Origin of the sequence: Saccharomonospora sp. CUA-673, assembly GCF_001942305.1 — a bacterium.
Classification (GTDB): Bacteria; Actinomycetota; Actinomycetes; order Mycobacteriales; family Pseudonocardiaceae; genus Prauserella.
In genome coordinates, this window is the sequence record NZ_MKKE01000044.1 from 151,205 (window position 1) to 167,336 (window position 16,132).

The window sequence follows — 16,132 nt, forward strand, 5'->3', positions numbered from 1 at the left end:
CTTCGGGGACGGCAGCCCTTTCACAGGGTTACGGCAGGCCGACGGACCGTGCGAACACCCTTCGGGGTGGGTCCGTCGGCCCTCTTTCTGCCCCGGCCTCCCATGCCGCTCGCGTCGCCGCTGCGACCGAACTCCGCGACCGGCCAATCCGAGTCCGCTGTTCGTATCCCTCCTTTGCTGCCTAGCTTCTTTCTCTCCTTGGGAGGCCGCTGATGAAAACGAGTTGCGAACGTCCGTACCGAAGCATGATCGCCACCGCCGGAGCGGTGCGTCAGCTGCCAGAGGAAGCCACGGAATGGCATGTGCGCCGACTGGCTAATGAACTGGCCGATGCCGTGGTCGACCTGGACGCGCGGATGCGCGCCGGCCTGAATGTTCCCAGCGCCTGGCAGGTGGTCGCGCCCGGCGCCGACGCACACCAGGCGCACGACCCGTCCGACGCACGCGCCCCGGACGACAACCGCGCTCAGGACGACGAAACCGGGGACCGCTCGAACACCGACGCTCCGGTCTTCTACTGCCTGCGCGCTGCCGATCTCGAAGAAGGCATGAGCACCGACGACGGACAGGACATCGTCTCGGTCACCGTCTCGGAAGACTGGGTCTTCGCCGACGTGTACACCCCTCGCTCCGACGATCCCCAGCAGGACGAAGAAAACCGTCACGAGACCGAATGCCGCATGTACCGACCTGACGAACTCGTTGGCATGGCGGCCTTCGTCGACACCGAGGTCGACGGCTCCGACGCCGACAACGCCCAACCCCACTCGCCTCCCTGCACCGACTGATCCAGGAGGCGATCACGACGACGCGCGCATGCACGCGCAGAAAGGCCGATATCCATGGACACCGACAGCCCACGCGCGCACACGCTGTTCGCCCTTGACCACGGCGCATACGCCCAACCGCTCGGCGCGTTCGGCGGTTTCGTGGCCCCCGACGACGTGACGCGTTTTCCCATCGGACGGCAACTGCTGGCTTCCACCGTGCCGGACGAGGTTCGTGACCGCTTCGCGCGGTTCGCGCTGGCCTGGGACGTGGCTGGATTCGACACGTTCGCCCGGACACCCGGGAAGGTTGCCGTCCCCGAGGCCACAATCCACCGCGCCGACTGCGTGCCGCATGAAAACCGCTGCGACATCTACGCTCTTAACGATAGCCAGTGGTTCCATGCGATCGCCACGGACTACCCCCAGTGGTTCCGCTTGAGCCTCGCTGACGACGGCACCGTGACCGAACAGCCAGTCGCTCGCGTCTACGGCAGCGACTATGGCCGTACTGAACGACTGGACCTGCCTCCGCTTGCGGCTTGGATCATGGGCGTGCCCAGGACGCGACTGGATCGCGCGGATATGGCCTTCTCCGCCTGCGTCGACACGGGCGCCGAGACCGGGGAGCCGGCAATTCATCTAGCGGTCCATAACGGACATTCAGACCAACTGAGCGTCATCTCGGCCGAGATGGAGTCGATCGCCCAGTCCTGCAACTGGTCCAATCCCTACGACCCAGAAGACCTTCGCTTCGACTGGTGCGTCCCTGCGTCGACGTTGCCGACGGAATGCGCCCAGGAGAAATGGTAGTCGTATCCGACGCACTAGACGACGAATGACGCAATACCTCTAACAGCACAAACGCTCCGGATTCTTCGTTTCTGAATTCTGATTCCTTCGCTCAGGCGCATTCCTCGTTGGGCACACCTGTGCCCGATGCAGGACAGCGCCGGGCACAACCGCCGCACACCAGGAGGGCGGACACGTGAGTCAATCCAGCAAGCAACGGCGTGCCCACCGCGACCCCGGCCAGCACGCCGTCGCCATCGCTGAAGCCGTCAACACGGCGTGGAACAAGTCCAACCACTCGGGCCGCCGCGACGTGGCCCTGTCGGTCGTGGCCGCGTTGTCTCTCGTCGGTCAGCGCGACCCGCACGGCCCAGACCTCGCCGAACAGCTGCACGCGCAGAACGCCGAGGACTTCGCCAGCACACTGTGCGAGATCTACACCGCGCTGGTCAACGCCCGTCCGGACCTGACCCACCTCGTCTATCCGCTCATGCACTGGGTCTTCGATGAGCCGCAAACCGCGTTGCAGCGCGCCGCGAAACACACAGCCGACGCCGCACTGCACGAGGGGCAGCTCGAACTCACCGGCACCGACGACCGCTACGACACCGACCTGCTCGGCGTCGTGCTCACCCTGCTCAAGTCCGACTCGGCCGGCAAGGCTAACGCCCAGATCTACACCCCTACGCCGGTCGCGGACATGATGGCGCGCATGACCCTGCCCGATGACGGCAGCTCGGTGTGCGACCCGGCTGTGGGCACCGGCGGACTTCTCCGCGCCGTCGCCCAAGCGATGCGCGAACATGGCCGAGACCCCACAACCGTCGCGTGGTACGGCGCCGACATCGACGACCTGGCCATCGCCGCCTGTGCGGTCAACAGCGTGCTGTGGCGTCTCGGCCCGCGGATACTCCTATGCGTCGCCAACACCCTCGCCGAAGGCGACTGGGCACGCCGCGCCGAAGCTCGGCGTACCGAGATCCTGCAGCTCACCAAGACGATCCGCCGGGACAAGCTGATGATCAGTGCTGTCCGCACCGCCCAACGGCTCACCGAGCTGACCGTCGATGACGACAACCCCGAGACCGATGACCAGCCCGATGAGCAGTAGTAACGTGGTGCTGGCTCCGTGCTCCCGGTGACCCCCAGGCCGGTCGAGCACGGAGCCACCACCAATGCCGAAACTGACCTACCAGAGGCGGCACAACGTGGTAGATACGGTACGTGTCGTTACCAGTTCAAGCTCAGACCGCCCTGATCAGCGCCGTGACGGCGGCGGTGATCACCATGGTTGTCGAGTACCTGGCCAAACCGGGCCTCGAAGCACGTAAGGACCGGATACTCGAAGTGCACCGAGCCCGCCGCGAAACCGCTACGCAGTTGCTCAACCTGATTGCTAGCCTGCATGGCCTCTACGGGCTGACCACAAGCAACCCACTTGCATGGGCAACAGGGAAGTCAGCTCTTCAGAATATGACCGACGCATGCGATCGATTGAGCGAGGATCTACCGCGTTACGAATTCAGCCTCCCCAAGCGTCAACGAGACGTGGTGGGAAGGGCGGTGAGGGCGATTGGCACGTACACCGTTCCTCTCCACACCAACGTTCTGCTGTACGAGCAGACAGGAATCCTCGATCAGGAACGTGAACGAGGAGTGGAGGAACTTCCGATGGGAGGATTCGTCGGGGGACTGATCCACAACGCGCTGTACGAGACCGCGCGCGCGTACACTGCGCTCATGCTTACGCGACGGCGGCCACTGAAGTATTACCTCAAACTTCGCCAGCTCGCCGAAGGACCACAGCCATTGCCTGACTCCTCAACTGGCGACGAGCCGCAAGCCGAGGGGGTCGACACCCCGGGAAGATCTCGGCCACACAAGTAGTCCATCCGTTACCACCAAGGATATTAGCCGCTTGGGCGGCTGGCGCCCGCGTAGTCATCGCCTTTCCATCTGTAATCGTCCACTTTGACTGGTTGTCCGAAGTCCGGGGCGTGGATCATCTTTCCTGCGCCGATGTAGATCCCGACGTGGTGGATGTTGCTTGGAGTGCCGTAGAAGACGAGATCACCGGGGGCCAATGGCGTTCCTTTCGGAACCTGTGGCCCAGCGTTGTACTGCTCTTGCGCGGTCCGCGGGAGGGCGATCCCTCCGGCCTGGTAGGCGGCCATGGTCAGTCCCGAGCAGTCGAAGCCCTTGTGGCCGTGGTCGGGTCCGTTGCCTCCCCACATGTAGGGCAGCCCAAGTTGGCCTTGGGCATAGTTCACGGCCTGCTGTGCCTGCGGTGATGGCCGGGCGTCGTCTCCGGAGTTGGCTGCCGCCTGCTTGTACTGGGCGGCTTGATTAAGGACTTGGCTGACGTACCAGTCAGCATGGTTGTAGGCGTAGATGGCGCCGTAGATGTCGCGCCCGTCGCGGGCACCCGACTCGCACAGGTACGCCGCAGCGGCGTAGATGGCGTCGTGCGGGTTGTACCGCGACGGCGGGGTGCTGCCACCTGGCGGGATGTGGTGCCGCTCCACCACAGAGTCGAATGTGGACTGGAGAAACTGCATCGGACCGCCTGCACCGGCGTAGTTCGATCCACTGTGGACTCCCTTTAGAGGTGATCGACCATGGTTGGACTCGATCTTGCCGATGCCTGCCAGAATGCTCCAGTCCAGCCCGGGGCAGGTGGTGGCGGCTTGCCGGTACAGGGCGAGGTAGTTGCCGGGGATGTCGGATAACGCGGCTTGGCTGGGCTGGCTCGCATTCGCGGAGTCACCCCCACCGAAGACGGCGGAGACGACCCCGGACACGGCTGCAGCGACCATCACGATCAGGGCCACGATGGCGCCGAGGACGGTGGTGGCGAGTCTGAGCATGTATGGATCACCCCGTGGGTTTCCAGGTCAGGTCTTGCTGCGCGAAGGGCGGCATTGGGGCTGGCGGGCTGAGCCGGGGTACGGGGCTGGCCTCGCCGGTGTTGGTGGTGGTTTGGGCGCTAGCGGCGGGTTCGCCCAGGTGGGGCCACGCGGTGTGAAGGTCGATCAGCCGGCAGCGCCCGGCATCGCGCTGGGCCAGCGACAGCCATATCCCGGCTGAGCCAGTCCCGGCGCGGTTCAGTTCTTCAGCCGTCGTAGTGGCGATCGGCAGGTCGTGCGGGCGCGGCTGGGCGCGCAGGTGCTCGGCCAGCAGCGGGCGAGCATGGGCCTCGCGCTGAGCCGTAGCGAACACAGCCAGCAGCGGCGTCACAATCCTCGTGGTGGCGGCGAGTTCGAGGTATCCGGGCAGCTTGGCCACGAACCGGGACAGCTGGTAGCTGCCGGTGTCCCACTCGATGAACCACTCGATTTCGCGACCGGCCTCGCGCCAGCGGCCATAGCCGTCGGGACGCACAATGTCCCCGAAATGCCTCGTACAGCGGGCCTCGGACCACCAGGCGGTGACCGCCCGGTCGTCGTGTGCGAGGGCGTCGGCGATGAGGCCGGTGAACAGGCTGTTGAGCCCGTGTAGGTGCGCCAGGCGCAGCGAGTAGGCGATGCCGATCGATCGCTCCGCACGGAAGCCCAGTTCGCGAGGGTCGATGCCGTCCTCGTGGGCCAGCAGGTGCGCGCCGGTTGTGTCGAGAACGTAGAACATCGGGGACCGCCCCTTGCCTACAAACGGCTGGAAGCGGTCGAGGACCCGCCACTGGTGAAGGCGCTGGAGCCGATGGTTGGCCGCGCGTCGGGTGGGGAAGGCGATTTGGGTGATCTGCGCGGAGGTCAGGGTGCGGTGCTCGGCGCACATGCGGGCGATCCACCGATCTCGTTCGGTGAGGTGAGCCGCGACCATGGCCTGGTGCTCGGTCGAGGCGGCCACGCGGGAGCTAGCACGAGCGGGGATCGGTGTGCGCAGGTCACGTTGGGGCGTGCTGGGGTCGACCATGAACGGCTCCTTCTCGGCAAAGCCGGTGGGCAGGACGGCGAGAGCGCACAGGGGGCGGGCCCACGCCTGCTGCTCGCGTGGCCCGCCCTGTGTCGGAGTGCGCGGTTGTCAGGCGGCGCGACGGGGATCGGTGCCGGCGGCCTCCGATGCGGCTTGGTCGCGTGTCTCCTCGGCCGAGGACGACAGCGGCTGGGTGTGGCGGGCAGCGGCTTTACGCACCATGCGCGCTCGGCCGCGGATCGCCGGGGGCAACGGCTGCGTGGCCAGGGTGAACGGTTGGGTTGCCTCCCCGTTGACCACGAGCCGGGCGGCGGCGTGGAACACGCCGAGGTGGGCGAGATCGTGCTCGCTGACCCGAGGTGCGGTGTGGCGCGCGAGTTCGCGGGCGTCCTCGGGGCTGGCGTTGAAGAAGATCTTCGACCTCGCGTTCGTGCTGATGCCCTCTTTGAGGTCCTTGCCGAGCTGGCCGAGATGCTGGTGGGCCAGCGTCATGGACAACCGATACCCCCGTGCTTCGGCGAGCATGTCCTCCATTGCGTACGGCAAGTTCAAGAAGTTGTGCGCCTCGTCGACATACAACGACGCGTCGAGGCGTTCGCGCTCCGGCACTGCGGCGCGGGCAGTAGCCGCCTGCCACACCCGAGCCACGATGAGTGAACCGAGCAGCCGGGTGGTGTCCTCACCCAAGCTCCCCTTCGGGATGCGCACGAAGCACAGCCCACCGTCCAGTGCCGCCGATAGATCGACTGTGGACTCGCCAGCCGAGACGGCTTTGACTACGAACGACCGCAACAGGAATGCGCGCAGCTTGTTCAGCAACGGTGCGGTTGCCTGTGCCCGTGCGGCGTCACTCAGCTGCTCGTACCAGTCCCAGAAGCCACGCAAGGTCGCGTCACCCTCGACCTTGTGACGGTGGCGTTCGCGAGTGGCCGAGTCGGTGAGCAGCTGCGGCAGCGTGGAGAGCTTCGGCGTGTCCGATGCGGCTCGTAGGGTCAGACAGGCGGCCCGCAGGATGTCCTCGGTGCGCGGCCCCCACGCTGAGGAGAACACTCGGGAGAACACCGACACGAGGTTGTCCACTGCCGCCTCCTTCGGCCCCTCCAGCGGGTTCAGGCATGGGGTGGTGCCGGGGATATCGGCGTCGAAGAGCACGACGCGTTCAGCGGCGTGTTCAGGTAGTCGTTTGAGCACGTCAGTGATCAAGTCGCCCTTGGGGTCGATGACCACCGCACCGCGCTGATGATCGGCGTCGGCGAGGATCATCCGCGCCAAGATCGTGCTCTTCCCGCTGCCGGTAGCACCGAGCACATGCACGTGGTGGCGGGCATCGCTGACCTGCAGCCCAACAGGGCGGGCGTGCCCGGTATCGGAGATGCCGACCGGACGGACCAGCTCGCCTTCAGTGGGTGTGTTGGGTGGAGGCGGCACGGCCTTGGCCCCGGCCCGACTCAGCCCTGGCAGAGCCTCGTCGGTCGGCAGGTGGCAGATCCCGGCAAGTTCCGGCACCGACAGCAGGTCCCCGCGCCGCAGTCGTCGCCGGGCCAGCGCCTGCTCGGGGTCACGCAGCCGATGGCGACGGTAGTGGTTGTGCTCGGTGAATCCGGAGAAGGCGCTGGCGATGGCGTGTGCGCGGCCCCGCAGCTGGTCCCGCACGCGTGCCACCTGCTCCGGCGGTGTCTCCGCCGGCACGGTGGCCGCCACCGCGTACCGGATCAGGGTTTCCCACTGGCTCCCGCGCTGTTTGGCCACGATGGCACGGTTCTGCGCCTGGTACTCCAGCGAGGTTTGCGGGTCCAGCTTCGGCTGGCCGCCCGCCCCGGAGGAAGTCTTCGGTGTCGCACCCGGAGTGATGATGTCCAACAGCCGACCGACCGGGCGCGTTGAGCGGCCGGCGTGGAGGTGACGAGCAGCGCGCCGCGCCTGTTTGACTCGCCGTCCCGTCACCGGGCGAGCCAGCACCTGGACACACGCCGACTCGTGCACGCCGAGCCCGGTCGGCGCGCCCAGCAGCGCGCGGATCGGGTCGCGTCGAAATCCGACCGGATAGGCAGTGCCTCGGATCGGGCCAACCGAAGCACACCCCCCGTGACCACCTGGCGACGGCCCTCATCAGCCTCCACGGTCAACGGCGGGCTGGCCTGCTCGGTGGAGGTGTGCGCGCCCGGCCACGCCGCCTCGACCGCGCGCTCGACCATCCCCGGCGGCACCGTTCCTGGCACCCACAGCCGAATCTGCACACCGTCGTGGCCGAACACGTACTCCCACGCCAGATGCGGCTGGCCGCCGACCAGCCGAGCCCACATCGGACGCAACAGCCCGACCAGGTTCGACCACCCGGCTTCCGCCCCATCGGGGTCCACGGTCGGCGGCGCCAGGACCGTGACCACCCGCGCCTGGTCATGCAGGCGGTCCTGGCAGCGGTCGTCCCACCAGCGACGCACACTGATCAGACCGCTCAGCGCGGTCACGACAACGGGGCCGACGATCGGTCCCCAGACCTGCATCCACGACCACGCAGCATCCACAACCGCTCGGATCGCTCCCCAAGGATCAGTGAGCAGCCCACCCAGCGGACCATCCACAATAGATTGTTGCAGCGGAATCACGAGGAAGGAACCTCCTTACTTCGGGGGAGGCGGTTACGCGGCCCGCCGGCTCCGAGGGCGATGACGACGGCGGGCGGATGGCGCACTGGTGATCGTGCGAACCTCAGCCGCGCCCAGGCGGGTGTGGCACTCGGCGTCGACCTCGGCCTGCCACTGCGAAAAACGGCGGCCATCCAAACGGCGCAGGAAATGCGGAATGCGGTTCGCGGGCACGCCGACCAACCGCGGTCCCAGCACCGCAAGCAGGTCAGAGGCTTCCTGCGAGGACCATCCGGCCGCGGCGATGGACTCCTCGTCCGGGAACACGTCGGCGATCCGGTCCACGCTCGGGTCCAGCAGTGCGTCTTGCGTGCCGCCGTAGCTGTAGGCCCACAAGAAATTCTCCGGCGGCTCAGGTTCCACGAGTCGGCGAAACCGAGCGACTTCCTTCGTATAGGCGTAGAAGTTCACCTCCGGCCGCTGCCGCATGATGCGCAGCCACCGCACGGTGTAATCGTCGGAGAAGAAGTCGCCACTGTCATGAATCCTGATCCAGCGACCGGCGAACTTTGGAGCGGCGAGTTCGGCGAGCATCGCCTGCTCCCAGCCGTCCGGATCGTCGAGCACGAACTGCAAGTTGGCGTGGTGCTTCGCACGCACAGCCGGCCACAGGTACGTCCCATGCCGGGCGTAGCAGACCTGGCGGCAAATGCCCGCCGACGGGCAGGTGTTGTAGGTACGCCCATCGGGCAGGCGACCCGCCCACGCGGGCAATGTCCAGTTGTAGACGCCGATCTGCCGCATCTCGCGGTTCTGAGTGAGCAGGCGTCGGGGACGCGTGGGTGTTGGTCCAACGGCAGTTGCAGAAGCGGATGAAGACATAGGTGCACCCCCGGGAGTAGTGAGGTGAAGAAGTGGGTGGTCGCGCGGGATCGACGAGTGCGACCTCGGACACGGGGATACGGGGCCTGGGCGGGCCAGGCTGAGTGGTCAGGCTGGCCCGTCGGGACGCGACTCTGGATTGTCCGCGGAGGCAGGCGTGCTCGGCCGCCCGTGGTGCTTGCTGCGACTGTGCCGGTAGTGATCCAAGTTGATGACCTTGGTGGTGGAATCCGTGGGACGGACCGTCACGGACTGGGCGTTGTCCTTAGCGCGGCGGCTGCGGACGGAGCACGTGCTCTTCTGGATCACGTGTTGCGCGGCGCGCACCAGCGCCGTGGCCATCGCGAGCCCCGCGAGGAACACTGCGGCACAAGCGATCCAGGTGAGGGCCATGAGCACGGTGGCTACGGTGAATGGGTGCAGGACGTCGTTCAGGAATGTCTGCATCAGGCCCCCTGTGTGGTTTCCTCGTCCAAGACAAGGTGCTGATCGGACTCCCCGGCTGGGGTGTCGGAGTGGTCGGTGTCGTCGGCCATGGCGGCGAGTTCGGCCGGGTCAGTGGTGATCAACTCGTGCTCGGCGTCGGAGGCGATGGCTTGGAGGGCGACTCGTTGCGTCCCGGTCGACAACAGGCCCTGTCCCGTTCCTGCGGAGAGCAGGAACTGGCGCTCGCCCTCAGAGAGGGCGAAGGTGCGGACGATGTCGTCGATCGCCTGCGGTGACTGCCTGAGCAAGATCTGCGTGGCAGCGTTGCTGATGATCGCCTTGCCTAGGTCTGAACCGAGCACGTCGCCCACGTCCTGGGTCGCCACCGTCAAGCCGCACCAGTGTTTGCGGGCGCTTTTGGCCAAGCGCCACAGGAATTCGGCGCCGGCCTGCTGCTGCATCAGCAGCCATGCTTCGTCGACCATGCACAGTCGCGGCCGGCGCGTGGTGGGATTGGAGACCTTGCGCCAGACGGCGTCCAGTGTCAGCAGCGTCCCGGCCGGCTTCAGTTCATCCGGCAGATTCCGCAGGCTGAACACGAGCAAGTGTCCTTCGGGCGGACTCGTGGTTGGCCCGTCGAACAGGCCCGAGAACGCACCGTGGGTGAACGGGTGCAGCCGACTGGCGAGATCCCGGGCGGTCTCGTCGTCAGACTGGCCGAGGACCGTACGCAGGTCAGAAAGCAGCGGTGCCTGCCGTGTCCAGGTCCGGGCGTCCTCGGTGATCCCTGCCTGTCGATAGGTCGCGGTGACCGCCTGATCCAGCACAGCACGCTCGTCCGCACTCAACGCTTGTCCAAACAGGACGGAAAGGAGGGTGTAGACGAAGAGGCTGCGCCTCGTGAGTGCGTCTGCGGGTGCAGAGCGGCGCCCGTCCGCGCGGGTGTGGATCGGCAAGTCCAGGGGGTTCAGTCGCACTCCTTCGCTGCCGAGCGGGAAGTAGGTGCCCCCGACGGCCCCGGCGAGGCGGGCGTACTCGTCCTCGGGGTCGAGGATCGCGATCTCAGTGCCGTAGTACAGGCTCCTGATCGCTTCGAGTTTCACGAGGTAGGACTTGCCGGCCCCGGAGCGCCCCAAGATCACCGAGTTGTAGTTCTCGCAGCTAAACCGGTCCCAATGCACGAGCCTTGGCTGCCGAGGTTCCAGCCGTACAGCACTCCGTGGGCGGCTGACGCCGAGGCGACATCGGGAGGAGGCAAGTCCGGACTGGTGAACGGAAACGCGGCGCTCAGCGCGGCGGTGTCGAACGAGCGGGTTATCCCGATCTGGTCCAGGCCCATCGGCAAGGCCGTGATCCACCCCTGGAGGGACCGGTAGGTGGTGGGCTTCGCGTCCATCAGCAGACTCGCGGTCAGGGCGCGCAGCGCGCTGACCTCCTCGACGAGTTCGTGCTGCGAGTTCGCGTGGACGGTGAGGTACAACCCGACGCGAAACAAGCGCCCCTCCCCGCGGGCCAGCCGGTCGGAAAGGTCGTGGGCGTCCTCGGTGGCCGCTTCGACCTGTGGGTCGGCCAGACGGCCGTGTGCTGCGGTGTGCCGGCGTCCGGACTCCAGGCGGCCGAGCTGTTTCTTCAGCCGCTCGGCAGCCACCTGCGGGGCGATCGGTTCGATGTGCAGCGACACGTCGAGCCGAGCCGGGTGGGTCAGCAGGGGTTGCAGCCATCCCGGATGGACTTCTCTCGGGTAGCCGACGATGGCGAAACTGGCGACCCATTCGTCGCCAATCTGCAGGTGACGTGGGTGGACCTCGACGGCGTCCGGGGCGAAGGCGGCCGAGGCCGCCTGAGTGGTGCGGCGTCGATTCCGAGTGAACATCACAGGTGGCCCTCCTCGTCGGGGTCCCAATCCGCCCCGGCCGGGTGGTGATCACCTCGTCGGCGCCGGCCATCTCCGGCGAGGGCGGCAGTGGGCTGTCCGGATTCGCCGCTGCCGACAGCACGACAGTGGCTTGTGCGGCGTCCAACGGAGTGACCTCGATCCCTGCTGGGGACAGCAACTCACCCGCCTCGTGCATGCGCCGCAGCAGCCGCGAGGCCGCTGCGCGTCGAGCCCCGTCCGACGGCTCGGTCTCCTCGTCGCCGCGTCCCCGGCGTCGAGGCAGGCGGCCACGGCGAGTCCATGCGTCCGGCGGTGCGCTGCGCACCGGTTCACGGATGACCAGCAGGATCTGCCGGCGCAGCAGCTCGGCGTGCTGGCCCAGCTGGGCGAGATAATCGGCGTGATCGAGAGTGGCGGTCTCCACGCCGGGTGCGGCAGGCTCGCCGCATGGTCACGCAGCTGCCCGATCTGCTCGGAGAGATCCAGGCGCTGGGCGCGCACCAGGATCTGCACGGGCGCGGACAGGCTGTGCAGGTAGCGGCCGAATGCGGCAGTGAGTGCTTCCTGCTCGGCCGGGGTCCGTAGTGCGAAGTTCACCGTGCTGCAGGCGGCGAGCAGGGCGAGCCCGTCTGAGCCGAGATCGATCACTCCGGCCTCGCTGACCCCGGTGGCCGGCAACTTCAGTGCGCCGGCCACGGGTTCGCTCGCGTCGTTGGCGACGCCAGCCAGCCACTCCGGGACCGCGGGCGAGGGCTGGCTGGCCGCGACCCGGCGTTGGGGCTGGAGCCGCTGGCGGAGTGCGGCCAGCAGCAGCCGGTCCAGCGTCACGCCATCGCGGCGCACGATCACCAGCGCGGCCACCGCCACGCCGACGGGTACCGCGACGATCAGATAGGCGACTGCCGGAAGGAACGCGCGGGTGGCGAGCCACCCGCCGTAGAGCACCAGGCGGTTACCGCCATGACGGCCACCTGGCGAGCGGTGAAGCCGGCCAGGATGGTGTCCTCCCGATCGACATCCGCCGGGATGCGCACGCTGTACTGACTCACGTCGACTCACCTCCTTCTCGGCGGGTACTCGGGCGGGGTGGGGAGACCTTCGGCAGGTCCAGCGGCAGCGCTTGCTGGCGTGGCTGCCGACCGCGCTTCGACTGCGGCGGCGGTGCAGGTGGAGGCTGCTCGCGAGACCGAGTCGGCTTGCGCGTGCGCTGCACGTTCAGCGGCAGTTGGTACTGGCCCTGCCGGTTGGCTCGGGGCTTGTTTTCCGGCCACTCGCCATCCGCCGGGAACTTCAGCTGCTTGCCCGCCGTCGACGGTCGCGGTGGGCTCGGTGGCGGTGGGGCCGGCGACGGGCGACGGACGCGCTGCGCGCTGATCGGCAGCCGGTACTGTCCGTCGCGGCCCAGCCGTGGCCGGTTCTCCGGCCATTCGCCACTGGGTGGGAAACGCAACTGGCGTCCCCGGCTGCTCGGCGCTGCCGACGAGCGGGACGCCGAGTCGGCCGCCGGTTTCGGCCGGGGTTGGCGCTGCACGTCCAGCGGCAGCTCGTACTGTCCGTCGCGGCCCAGCCGCGGCTTGTGCTCCGGCCACTCTCCATCCAGCGGCAGCTTCAGTTGGGTGCCCTGGCCCTTGGTCCGGGGTCGCGGTGCGGGCTTCGCGCCCGCGCGGTGGGTGGGTCTGGACGCCCGTTGCCGCTTGACCCCATCCAGCGGCAACATGTATTGGCCCGACGGCGTCGCTCGTGTGCCTGCGTATGGATCACTCGGCCCCGGGTCCTTGGGACCTCCACGCGGCTTTGGCGTGCTACCGCCAGCGCCACCGCCGCCACGTCCGCGCAGGAGACCGAAGGTCTTGTACGCGATGAAGCCCCGGACCAGTGAGCCGACCAGTGATCGGCCGCCACCACCACGAATGGAGCCGAGAACCCAGAAGGGGATTTTGAACAGGATGTACATCAGTGCCAAAGACACGAGAAGGTTCACCAGCCCATCTGCGGTTGGCCCGAAGAACGTGAATCCACCCGGGGACAGGAAAACGCGCATCGCGGTGATCAGTGTCAGCGACTGACCTAATTGAATGGCCAGGCAGCCGCCAAAGGCTTTCCACCACCATTTAGCGATGCCCTCGGTGTGCGGCAGGGCGTGACACATCAGCGCCAACGGTGCGCCCGCGATAAGGATCACTGTCAGTGCCACACGGACGACGTAGGTGAGCAGGAGTGCGACCAGCATTCCGGCAAGAAAGAGGCCGACGAAGATGATGAAGAATCCGCCGTTGAGCGAACCCATAACCAATCGTTTGAGAGTTTCGGCGGAAGAACTCTCATCGACCCCGCCGGACATAATTGCTTTCGCGAGCGCGTTGGCCAGAGTGATCGACTGAGAGCACGCCCACAACGACAAGGCGCCGGCGAGAAAACCGATAATGACCCGCGGAAGAATCTCCTTAATGGAAACTCGGGTCTGCATGGTCTCGTAGACCATGACGATGATTCCGGCGATCAGGATCAGCATGCCGTAGCAGGCCAGCATGATCTGCCAGGAGGAATTCCACAGCTCGCCGATCCGAGGCAGTTGATCCAACGTTGGGGTGGTCAACAAGGTGTTAGCCAGCAGATCCAGCAGGTTGTTCAACGCCGGGGTGACGAGATCCCGAAAGAATCCTTCGATCGCCTCATTGACGCAGGCGGCGATATCGGTGATCCCGCAGGAGGACTCCTCAGAATCGTCGCCATTGCCGGACTGGCCCGGCTGCTCACCCGGCTTCGGTGCGGGCGTGGTGGGCTGCGGGATACAGCCTGGCCCTTGGCACGGTTCAGGCTGATCCGACTCTGGCGGCTTGTGATTTGTAGGCGGCGGGTCGGTCTGGCACACCGGCAGTGGTGAGTTCGGCGCACACTCGTCGACCGGTGGCAGCGGCACTGGTGGCGGTGCAGGTTCCGGCGACGACGCGGGCGCGACGGCGTTGGCGTGGAAGCAGGCTGGGCTGAAGCCGTACCCGCCCCCGTGATGCCGGCAAGGACACTAAGGGCAAGCAGGGTGGCCACCGCGGCGAACGCGCGGCCGAACCGGTGGCCGGCCCCTGCCGTGCAGGATGCGGTGGCCGACATACGATCAGGCCCCCACGATCCCGCGCAGGATTTCGACCACCAGGGGAGCCAGCGCGGCCAAGCCGTAGCCAAAGCCCGCCGACTTGAACGATTGCTTGGCCTTATCGACCTCACCGGGGTCGCCGTTGGCCAGGACGTACCGGACTCCGCCGATGGTCAAGAAGACCGTGGCCAGCAGCGCCAAGACCCCCATCAGCCAGTTGCGAATGTTGGTCAGGACTTCATCGACCGAGCGGGCCAGTGCGATCACGTGCGCGGTCTCGGCTGAGGCCGAGGCGGCAGTGACCACCAACCCGGCGGCGACAAGCGCGGCCACGGCCAGGACCCGCCCGGCCCGGTGGCGCGGCGTGCGGCCACCGGCGGCGGGTCGAGCAGAGGGCGCGATCGAGCGCATCGTGGACCTCCAGGGCTGTCAGCGGGCGAAGAGCGCGAGAGGCGGGCAGGGATCACCCGCGGCCCTGAAGTCCGGATTTCGGGGGCTCATTGGACAGGCCCCCATCGACTTTTTTCGCTACACTCTGTGACTGCTCTGGAGTGTCGGAGGACGTGCTCGGCGAGGTCTGGGACGTGGCCGCCTCGCCCGTGGGGTCGCCCTCGGCGGCGCCGTCAGCGCACTCGAAGAGCCAATTGGCGAGTCGGTACTCGGCCCGCTTGCGGGTCTTGCATGCGGCCCAGAACTCGATCTTGTGGTGGGCGGACACTCGGTCAGCAGGGTTTCGCCGAGCCGGGTCTCCGAGATCATTTCGGCCTCGGTCGGGGTCAGGACTCCGACCTGAACCGCGCGGGCCAAGACCAAGTCTGGGTGTCCCGACGAGGGCTTCGGCTCGGCGGAGAAGAACCCGGGAGCCTTCGGGGTAGGGCCGTCCAGCGCCGCAATGAGCGCCCGGTGCCCGGAGCGGTAGGCGGCCCACCGCAGGCGGATCGTGATCCGCCCCGTAGTGAGGTCGATGGTCTGCAGGGTGTCGAGGAAGCCCTGCACAATCTCGGAGTGGATGTCGGCGGGGTCGCCTGCGTACCGGTCGGTCAGCCGGGCCGCCATGTGGGTCAGCATCGGCAGGGCGAGCCCGACGGCCACGATCGTCCACGTGCTGCCCTCACTGCGGGCGCGCGTGATCACGTGCCGCCACACCTGGTCCCACACCCGACGCGGGCAGGATCGGCGCAGCAGCAGATCGCGGAGTTCGTCGACGGGGATCTCGCGGTTGGGCAGGTGGTCGAACTCGCGCCCATCCACCGCCACCGGGTGATCCCCGGCGGTCAGCCACGCGAACGCGTCGCGGGCGGCATCCAGTGGGTTAGTGGGCCACTCTGCGTGCTCAGAAACCGAGGGGCGTGCCATCTCGTGGCTCCTCTCGAACGGCGGTCAACGACGCCGCCGAGAGGGCCAGGCAAGGAACAGCGCAGCGCACGGTTCCGTACTAAGAGCTGCTTAAAATGATCTCCTTGTCTCGGAACAAGAAGATCAACATGCCACGCGATCCAAGATCGTGAATGCCGGCGCCAGCAAGGCTGTGCACTGCGGTGTTAGTCAGCTCTTGTTCCGTTGCTGTCACCCCGCAGGCCGCGTCCAACGGGACAAGAGAGTTGATCTTGACGAATTTCTGAGGCGATCTGAACAGCCTCGCACCTGATCACGAAGCCGAACGTAGAACCCGCGCGAAGTTGATCAGAAGCCATGTCGGAGAGATCAACAAGCGGCGCCGGTCGACCGACCCGAGGCATTACCGACCGTCATGGCATGCTGTGACTTGAATCACTTCGACATTCTCGTAGGGCGTGTCCAA

12 protein-coding genes and 2 pseudogenes are annotated in these 16,132 nt (G+C 66.9%); 4 read left to right on the top strand and 10 right to left on the bottom strand.

Annotated features, from left to right (window positions below; translation table 11 throughout):
- Positions 1–245 precede the first annotated feature (245 nt).
- From BJF85_RS19090 to BJF85_RS27490, 4 genes are all read left to right on the top strand, one after another.
- Entirely contained in the window at positions 246–788 is a 543-nt protein-coding gene (locus tag BJF85_RS19090) for a hypothetical protein (protein WP_075849462.1), read from the top strand.
- 54 nt (positions 789–842) lie between these two features.
- Positions 843–1,580, top strand: a complete 738-nt coding sequence (locus BJF85_RS19095) for a hypothetical protein (protein WP_075849463.1) — start codon at positions 843–845, stop codon at positions 1,578–1,580.
- A gap of 175 nt (positions 1,581–1,755) precedes the next feature.
- Complete coding sequence (locus BJF85_RS19100; RefSeq protein ID WP_075849464.1) at positions 1,756–2,670, top strand: N-6 DNA methylase; 915 nt, start codon at positions 1,756–1,758, stop codon at positions 2,668–2,670.
- Between the two features lie 155 nt (positions 2,671–2,825).
- Positions 2,826–3,446 (top strand): hypothetical protein, encoded by a 621-nt coding sequence (locus tag BJF85_RS27490; RefSeq protein WP_139320718.1) that lies wholly within the window; start codon positions 2,826–2,828, stop codon positions 3,444–3,446.
- 23 nt (positions 3,447–3,469) lie between these two features.
- On the opposite strand, the gene BJF85_RS19105 is transcribed toward BJF85_RS27490, so the two are convergent.
- The 10 genes and pseudogenes from BJF85_RS19105 to BJF85_RS19150 form a co-directional block, all read right to left on the bottom strand.
- Positions 3,470–4,426: a bifunctional lytic transglycosylase/C40 family peptidase gene (locus tag BJF85_RS19105; protein WP_139320719.1), complete on the bottom strand. Its 957-nt coding sequence runs from the start codon at positions 4,424–4,426 to the stop codon at positions 3,470–3,472.
- A gap of 7 nt (positions 4,427–4,433) precedes the next feature.
- The gene (locus BJF85_RS19110) at positions 4,434–5,471 is read right to left on the bottom strand and encodes a replication-relaxation family protein (protein ID WP_075849465.1); all 1,038 of its coding nucleotides are present in this window, start codon (positions 5,469–5,471) and stop codon (positions 4,434–4,436) included.
- Positions 5,472–5,579: 108 nt separating this feature from the next.
- Positions 5,580–7,975, bottom strand: a pseudogene (locus tag BJF85_RS19115) (type IV secretory system conjugative DNA transfer family protein).
- 135 nt (positions 7,976–8,110) lie between these two features.
- Positions 8,111–8,938, bottom strand: coding sequence for a hypothetical protein (locus BJF85_RS19120; RefSeq protein WP_158057023.1), 828 nt, complete (start codon positions 8,936–8,938; stop codon positions 8,111–8,113).
- Between the two features lie 108 nt (positions 8,939–9,046).
- Entirely contained in the window at positions 9,047–9,385 is a 339-nt protein-coding gene (locus tag BJF85_RS19125; protein WP_075849467.1) for a hypothetical protein, read from the bottom strand.
- Positions 9,385–11,237: pseudogene (locus tag BJF85_RS19130) on the bottom strand (VirB4 family type IV secretion system protein). Before BJF85_RS19130 ends, BJF85_RS19125 begins: the two are co-directional and overlap by 1 nt.
- Before the next feature lie 51 nt (positions 11,238–11,288).
- Positions 11,289–12,185 (bottom strand): PrgI family mobile element protein, encoded by an 897-nt coding sequence (locus BJF85_RS19135; protein WP_255375770.1) that lies wholly within the window; start codon positions 12,183–12,185, stop codon positions 11,289–11,291.
- 100 nt (positions 12,186–12,285) lie between these two features.
- Complete coding sequence (locus BJF85_RS29080) at positions 12,286–14,160, bottom strand: MFS transporter (RefSeq protein WP_255375771.1); 1,875 nt, start codon at positions 14,158–14,160, stop codon at positions 12,286–12,288.
- A 192-nt stretch (positions 14,161–14,352) separates the two neighbouring features.
- A complete protein-coding gene (locus BJF85_RS19145; protein ID WP_255375772.1) occupies positions 14,353–14,742 on the bottom strand; it encodes a pilin in 390 nt (129 codons plus the stop codon).
- A gap of 117 nt (positions 14,743–14,859) precedes the next feature.
- Positions 14,860–15,687 (bottom strand): hypothetical protein, encoded by an 828-nt coding sequence (locus BJF85_RS19150; RefSeq protein WP_255375773.1) that lies wholly within the window; start codon positions 15,685–15,687, stop codon positions 14,860–14,862.
- Positions 15,688–16,132: the final 445 nt, after the last annotated feature.

Excerpts from the sequence above, each read along its gene's own strand:
- BJF85_RS19095 (WP_075849463.1), top strand. The coding sequence starts at position 843 with ATGGACACCGACAGCCCACGCGCGCACACGCTGTTCGCCCTTGACCAC.
- BJF85_RS19125 (WP_075849467.1), bottom strand. The coding sequence starts at position 9,385 with ATGCAGACATTCCTGAACGACGTCCTGCACCCATTCACCGTAGCCACC.
- BJF85_RS19120 (WP_158057023.1), bottom strand. The coding sequence starts at position 8,938 with ATGTCTTCATCCGCTTCTGCAACTGCCGTTGGACCAACACCCACGCGT.
- BJF85_RS19110 (WP_075849465.1), bottom strand. The coding sequence starts at position 5,471 with ATGGTCGACCCCAGCACGCCCCAACGTGACCTGCGCACACCGATCCCC.
- BJF85_RS19105 (WP_139320719.1), bottom strand. The coding sequence starts at position 4,426 with ATGCTCAGACTCGCCACCACCGTCCTCGGCGCCATCGTGGCCCTGATC.
- BJF85_RS19150 (WP_255375773.1), bottom strand. The coding sequence starts at position 15,687 with ATGGCACGCCCCTCGGTTTCTGAGCACGCAGAGTGGCCCACTAACCCA.
- BJF85_RS19145 (WP_255375772.1), bottom strand. The coding sequence starts at position 14,742 with ATGCGCTCGATCGCGCCCTCTGCTCGACCCGCCGCCGGTGGCCGCACG.
- BJF85_RS19090 (WP_075849462.1), top strand. The coding sequence starts at position 246 with ATGATCGCCACCGCCGGAGCGGTGCGTCAGCTGCCAGAGGAAGCCACG.